Origin of the sequence: Caulobacter sp. HMWF025 (assembly GCF_003060965.1) — a bacterium.
In the GTDB taxonomy this organism is placed as follows: domain Bacteria; phylum Pseudomonadota; class Alphaproteobacteria; order Caulobacterales; family Caulobacteraceae; genus Caulobacter.
The window spans coordinates 24,417-30,545 of record NZ_QAII01000130.1 but is presented as its reverse complement, the minus strand read 5'-3'; the positions used below and the strand labels follow the sequence as shown (position 1 = coordinate 30,545).

Sequence of the window (6,129 nt, the reverse complement as noted above, 5' to 3'; positions counted from 1 at the left end):
TCTCGGGGCCGCATGTCGAGAACTGGCTGACCGCCTATGCCGACCTGTCGGCGGTTGAAGGGGTCACCCTGGCCGATGCCGGGGTTCTCGCCGCGCGGCTCGCTGCAGTCCTCGCCGATCCGGATGCGGCGAGCGCCCAGGCCCGCCGCGCCCTCGCCTTTGTCGAGGCTCGCGATGCCGAGGCTCGGGCCGGCCTCACCCGTATCCTCGAGCTGGTGCCATGAAACTGTCGACCCCGCGCTGGTGGTACGTAAAGTCGGGAGGGCCGGCCCCGGTGACCCGCGCCCTGTTGACGCCGCTGTCCTGGCTCTGGGCTGCGGCCACGGCCCGCCGGCTGGCCCGAACCACCCCGCGCGAGGCGGGCGTGCCGGTGATCTGCGTCGGCAACATCACCGTTGGCGGGGCAGGCAAGACCCCGATCGTCCGCGAACTGCTGCTGACCTTGGCCCGGCGGGGCGTCATCGCTCACGGCCTCGCTCGCGGCTATGGCGGCAACCGCAAGGGGCCTACCCGGGTTGAACCCGGCTGGCATACGGCGGCGGATGTCGGCGATGAGCCGCTGATGCTGGCCCAGGACTTTACCATGTGGGTCGCGCGCGACCGGGTGGAGGGTGCACTGGCGGCGGCCCGCGCCGGAGCCGGGGCCGTGGTGATGGATGACGGGCACCAGAACCCGACCGTCCGCAAGACCCTGTCGCTCGTCGTCGTAGACGGCGAAACCCGCAACGACGAGTGGCCGTTCGGGGATGGAAGGGTCTTTCCGGCCGGGCCGATGCGCGAGCCGCTCAAGGCAGGACTGGCCCGGGCCGATGCGGTGATCGTGCTTCTGCCGGCCGACCTTCCGGCCGTGGATCCCGGGCTGCTTGCGGTCTTCGGCAGTACGCCGGTGCTGATCGCCCGCCTGGAGGCGGCCGCGCCGGTTCCTCGGGGACCTCAGGTGGGCTTTGCCGGCGTCGGCAAGCCGTGGAAGGTCGAACGGGCCCTGGTTGCCGCAGGCTGCAGCCTGGTCGACTTTGCGCCCTTCCCGGACCATGGCGTCTATGACGAAGCCACCCTGAACCTGCTGGCGGATCGCGCGAAGCTGTATGACGCGGGTCTGGTCACCACCGAAAAGGACTGGGTCCGCCTGCCGCCCGAATGGCGCGCCCGCGTGACCCCCTGGCCGGTGCGCGCCCGGTTCGAGGATGAGCCGGCGCTGGAACGGCTGCTGAAGACGGTGGGCCTTTAGACCCGCCCCCTCCGGATCGCTTCGCGATCCTCTTCCCCCGAAGGGGGGAAGAGGGCCGAAGGCCCGGAGGGGGGCTGTATCGACCTACTTCACGACCACGCCGCTTTTGACCACCGACGTCACGGCCTTGAGGACCGCCACATCCTGCAGGGGGTCGCCCTTCACGGCGATCAGGTCGGCGGTCTTGCCCGGAGCCAGTGAGCCGATCTCATTCGAAAGCCCGAAGTGATCGGCCGCGTTGACGGTGGCCGTCTGGATGGCCTCCAGGGGCGTGAGGCCGGCCTTGACCAGCAGGACAAACTCGCCGGCATTGTCGCCGTGGGCCGAGACGCCGGTGTCGGTGCCGAAGGCGATCCTGACCCCGCCCTCATGGGCGCGGCGGGCCATGGCCAGCATCTTGGGGCCGGCGTCCAGCGCCTTGGCAGTCTGGGCAGGCGTCAGGAAGTTGTTGGGGCCTGAGGCGATCCGGTAGACGAAGTCCCCGGCCATCAGGGTCGGCACCAGATAGCCGCCGTTCTTCTTGAACAGGGCGACGCTGTCGGCGTCGAGATAGGTGCCGTGCTCGATCGAGTCGCCACCGGCCTTCAGGAAGCTGTTGATCCCGTCGACGCCGTGGGCATGGGCCGTGACCTTGCGGCCCATGCGGTGGGCAGTCTCGACGATGGCGGACAGTTCTGCATCTGAGAACTGCTGGTTCAGGCCGGCGGCGGTATTGGACAGGACGCCGCCGGTCGCCGTGATCTTGATGATGTCGGCACCCAGCCAGACCTGCTCGCGGACGGCGCGACGGCAGTCGTCGGGGCCCGAGCAAACCGAGGTCGGCCGCAGCACGTGCATGACCTCCTCGCTGTAGCCGTTGACGTCGCCATGGCCGCCATGGACCGAGACAGCCGAGCCGGCGGCGAGGATGCGCGGCCCGATCACGTCGCCCCGCCTGATGCCATCGCGCAGGGCGAAGATGGCCTGGTTGGTCGCGCCCAGGTCAGCCACGGTGGTGAAACCGGCCAACAGCGTCTTGCGCGCAAAGCCGGCCCCGACCAGTGCCTCGTCGGCGGGGGAGCGGGTCACCTCGTTGAGGCGCGAATTGGGGCTCTGCTCGTTGGTCAGGTGGACGTGGCTGTCGATCAGGCCCGGCAGGACAAAGCTGTCCTTCAGGTCCAGGACCTTGCCGCCCGGTTCGGAGACATAGCCGTCGGCGATACGGACGACCTTGCCGTTCTCGATGACCACGGTCCGGGCCGTCTCGACCTTGCCGGTGGCCGGATCGGCCAGCAGCCGCCCGGCCTGGACGAACAGGGTCTCGGCAAGGGCTGACGTGCCGAGCGTCGTCGTCGCCAGAAGGGCCAGAACGCCCGCCGTCAGGTTCCGCATCGTGGTCTCAGGCCCCGGCCTTCTGCGCAAAGCTCCAGGCCCCTCGGGCCAGAACCGGCACGCGTGCTTCCATCAGCTGCGCATGGGCACTGGCGGCCGTTCCGTCCCGGACGCGGCCGACGATGCCCTGGCAGATGCCAGCCAGTCTGAAGAGGTTGTAGCTGAAGTACCAGTCCAGATTGGGCAGGCCGTCGCGGCCGGTCAGCTTGCAATAGCGCGCTACGGCCTCCTCGATGGTCGGCACACCATAGGCGCTCAGGTCCTCGATGTCCGACAGGCCGCCGCGCTGGTCGGACGGCATCACCCAGTTCATCAGGAAATAGCTGAAGTCGGCCAGCGGATTGCCCAGCGTCGACAGCTCCCAGTCCAGCACCGCCACCACCTTCGGCTCGGTGGCGTGGAGGATCATGTTGTCGAGGCGATAGTCGCCGTGGACGATCGAGGTGCGGTCATCTTCGGGGGCCGAGGTCGGCAGCCAGGCCATCAGTTTGTTCATGTCGGCCAGATCGGTGGTCTCGCTGGCCTTGTACTGCTTGGTCCAGCGGTCGATCTGGCGCGTGAAGTAGTTGCCCGGCTTGCCATAGTCGGCCAGGCCGACGGCGGCGTAGTCCACCATGTGCAGGGCAGCGAGGGTGTCGATCTCGGCCTCGTAGATCGCCCGGCGCTCGGCCGGCTGATAGTCGGGCAGGGTGCCGTCCCAGAGGATGCGGCCTTCGACGTTGTCCATCACGTAGAAGATCGTGCCGATTACGTCCTCGTCCATGCACAGGGCATAGGCCCTGGCGACCGGGAAGTGGGCCTTGTTGAGTCCCGAGATGACCTTGAACTCGCGATCCACGGCGTGGGCGGAGGGCAGCAGCTTGCCGGGCGGCTTGCGGCGCAGGACGTACTTCTTGTTGGGTGTCACCAGTTGATAGGTGGGGTTGGACTGGCCGCCCTTGAACTGGCGAACCTCCAGCGGGCCCTCATAGCCCTCGACATTTGCGGCCAGCCAGAGCGCCAGCTTGGCCTCGTCGATGGCATGGCGCGGATCAACCGGCTTGGTGCCCGAATTCAGGTCCTGGGCGGTCTGTTCTGCGACATCGGCCATGCGGTTTCTCCCCAACACTTGTTTGAAAGGGACTTTAGTGCGTGGGGCGCGAGGTGCAAGCGTGGTGATGGTCTCGTCTGGTGCGGGGTGCCAGGTGCCGCGCGCCGGTTCCGTCCGGGCGCGCGGCTGGCCGGCCGCCTAGAGGCTGCCGCTCAGTTCCTGGACTTCTTCAAAGGTGCGCAGGCCCGGGCGCTGGGCGCAGACCAGCACGCCCATGTTGCCGGGCAGGTGCTGGTTGGCCAGCATCTTCTCGTGGGCGGCCGGGATGTCGTTCCAGGGGAAGACTTCCGACAGGCAGGGATCGACGCGGCGGTCGATGACCAGCTGGTTGGCGGCGCTTGCCTGCATCAGGTTGGCGAAGTGGCTGCCCTGGACGCGCTTCTGGCGCATCCACAGGAAGCGGGCATCCATGGTCAGGTTGAAGCCGCTGGTACCGGCGCAGATGCAAACCATGCCGCCGCGCTTGACCACAAAGACCGACACCGGGAAGGTGGCCTCGCCAGGGTGCTCGAACACCATGTCGACGTCCTTGTTGCCCGTGATCTGCCACAGGGCTTTGCCGAACTTGCGGCTCTCCTTCATGTAGTCGGTGAACTCGGGGCCATTGACCGTAGGCAGTTGGCCCCAGCAGTTGAATTCATTGCGGTTCAGGACCGCCTTGGCCCCCATCGACAGCACGAACTCGCGCTTGTCCTCGCTGGAGACCACGCCGATGGCATTGGCCCCGGCCACGGCGGCCAGCTGTACGGCAAAGACGCCGAGGCCCCCGGAGGCACCCCAGACCAGCACGTTCTGGCCAGGCCGCAGCTCATGCGGCTTGTGGCCGAACAGCATGCGATAGGCGGTGGCGAGCGTCAGGGTGTAGCAGGCGGCCTCTTCCCAGGTCAGGTGCTTGGGACGCGGCAGCAGTTGGCGCGACTGCACGCGGCAGAACTGGGCGAAGCTGCCGTCCGGCGTCTCATAGCCCCAGATGCGCTGGCTGGTGGAGAACATCGGATCACCGCCGTTGCACTCCTCGTCGTCGCCGTCGTCCTGGTTACAGTGGATGACCACCTCGTCGCCCAGCTTCCAGCGCTTGACCTTGGCGCCCACGGCCCAGACGATGCCCGAGGCGTCGGATCCGGCGATGTGGTAGGGCTGCTTGTGCCCGTCCAGCGGGCTGATCGGCTCGCCCAGGGCGGCCCAGACGCCGTTGTAGTTGACGCCGGCGGCCATCACGAGCACCAGAACCTCGTCCTCGCCGATCTCCCAGGTGGGGACGACCTCGACCTGCATGGCGGTGGACGGCTTGCCGTGGCGCTCCTTGCGGATGCTCCAGGCGTACATGTTTTTCGGCACGTGATAGAGCGGCGGAATCTCGCCGATCTCGTAGAGGTCCTTCACGGGCGACTTTTCAAGCGTGGCGGTCGTCATCTCACTCCCCGTTCCCTTCGGCGTTGCAGCAACGCCCGAAGCTTCGTCTCGGCTGCGCGCAGGGCGGTCGAACTGGTAAATTCAGATCGCCGACCCGTCATTTTGGGCTCCGGGCGGGCAAATCCGCCCCGAAGTCCCGTAAGCTGAGACAAGTGTTTGAAACTGGCAAGCAGAATCTTGTGCGCCGCAGCATGGTTGCATCTGAAACGACCCAGAGGCTTTGCAGGCGCGGCCGGATCGGCGAGGCTGGGGCATGACCCAGGTCCTGCACATCACCCGCCCGCTGCCCGCCGTCCTGCACCTGGCCCTGGATGCCCCGCCGGCCAATGGCCTGGGCATGGCGCTGCGGGCCGATCTGTCTCAGGCCCTGGCCGGGATCGAGGCCGATACCAGCGTCCGGGCCGTGGTGCTGAGCGGCCGCAACGGAGCCTTCTGCGCCGGCGATGACCTGCGCGAGGCGCAGGCGCGCAGCCGCCAGGAGCAGCTGACCGCCGTGCTGGGCTTCAACGGCCTGATGGACCAGGTCGCCGCCTGCCGGGTCCCGGTCATCGCCGCCATCGACGGCTGGTGCCTGGGCGGCGGGCTGGAACTGGCCCTGGCCTGCGACATCCGCCTCTGCAGCGACCGTGCCGCCTTCGCCGCCTCGGGCGTCAATATCGGCCTGATGGCCTCGGTCGAGCGGCTGCCGCGCCTGATCGGCGAGGCGCGGGCCCGGGTTCACCTGCTGACCGGCGAGACCTTCGGTCCGGACCGGGCCCTGGCCGACGGCCTGGTCAGCGCCGTCCATCCGGTCGAGCTGCTGCTGGAGGAGGCCCTCGCCGTGGCCGAACGCATCGCAACCCGCGCGCCGCTGTCGGTCGAGGCGGTCAAGCAGGCCATGGCCGGTCAGGCGGTCGATGTCGCGGCCCTGGTCACCAGCGCCGACCATGCCGAAGCCCTGGCGGCCTTTCGCGAGAAACGGGCGGCGGTGTTTGTGCGGGGGTAGCTCTCCCGCACTCGCGAACGGGCATATTGCATCGCAGCAAAA

General features: G+C 68.1%; 5 protein-coding genes and 1 pseudogene. 3 read left to right on the top strand and 3 right to left on the bottom strand.

Annotated elements, in window-relative coordinates:
* Together DBR10_RS20100 and lpxK are read left to right on the top strand one after the other, a co-directional pair.
* A pseudogene (locus tag DBR10_RS20100) lies at nucleotides 1–224 on the top strand (3-deoxy-D-manno-octulosonic acid transferase); the annotation flags it as partial.
* Nucleotides 221–1,228, top strand: coding sequence for a tetraacyldisaccharide 4'-kinase (gene lpxK, locus DBR10_RS13745; protein WP_108556429.1), 1,008 nt, complete (start codon nucleotides 221–223; stop codon nucleotides 1,226–1,228). The pseudogene DBR10_RS20100 and the gene lpxK, both read left to right, overlap by 4 nt.
* An 84-nt stretch (nucleotides 1,229–1,312) precedes the next feature.
* Here the strand turns inward: lpxK and DBR10_RS13740 are convergent, their stop codons facing one another.
* From DBR10_RS13740 to ccrA, 3 genes are all read right to left on the bottom strand, one after another.
* The gene (locus DBR10_RS13740) at nucleotides 1,313–2,599 is read right to left on the bottom strand and encodes a metal-dependent hydrolase family protein (RefSeq protein WP_108504375.1); all 1,287 of its coding nucleotides are present in this window, start codon (nucleotides 2,597–2,599) and stop codon (nucleotides 1,313–1,315) included.
* Between the two features lie 7 nt (nucleotides 2,600–2,606).
* Nucleotides 2,607–3,689, bottom strand: a complete 1,083-nt coding sequence (locus tag DBR10_RS13735) for a phosphotransferase family protein (protein WP_108504374.1) — start codon at nucleotides 3,687–3,689, stop codon at nucleotides 2,607–2,609.
* A 138-nt stretch (nucleotides 3,690–3,827) separates the two neighbouring features.
* Nucleotides 3,828–5,102 carry a crotonyl-CoA carboxylase/reductase gene (gene ccrA, locus DBR10_RS13730; RefSeq protein WP_108489641.1) on the bottom strand — a complete coding sequence of 425 codons (1,275 nt, stop codon included), beginning with the start codon at nucleotides 5,100–5,102 and terminating at the stop codon, nucleotides 3,828–3,830.
* 253 nt (nucleotides 5,103–5,355) lie between these two features.
* Between ccrA and DBR10_RS13725 the strand changes: the two genes are divergently transcribed.
* Complete coding sequence (locus DBR10_RS13725) at nucleotides 5,356–6,087, top strand: enoyl-CoA hydratase/isomerase family protein (RefSeq protein WP_108504373.1); 732 nt, start codon at nucleotides 5,356–5,358, stop codon at nucleotides 6,085–6,087.
* The last annotated feature ends 42 nt before the right edge of the window (nucleotides 6,088–6,129 follow it).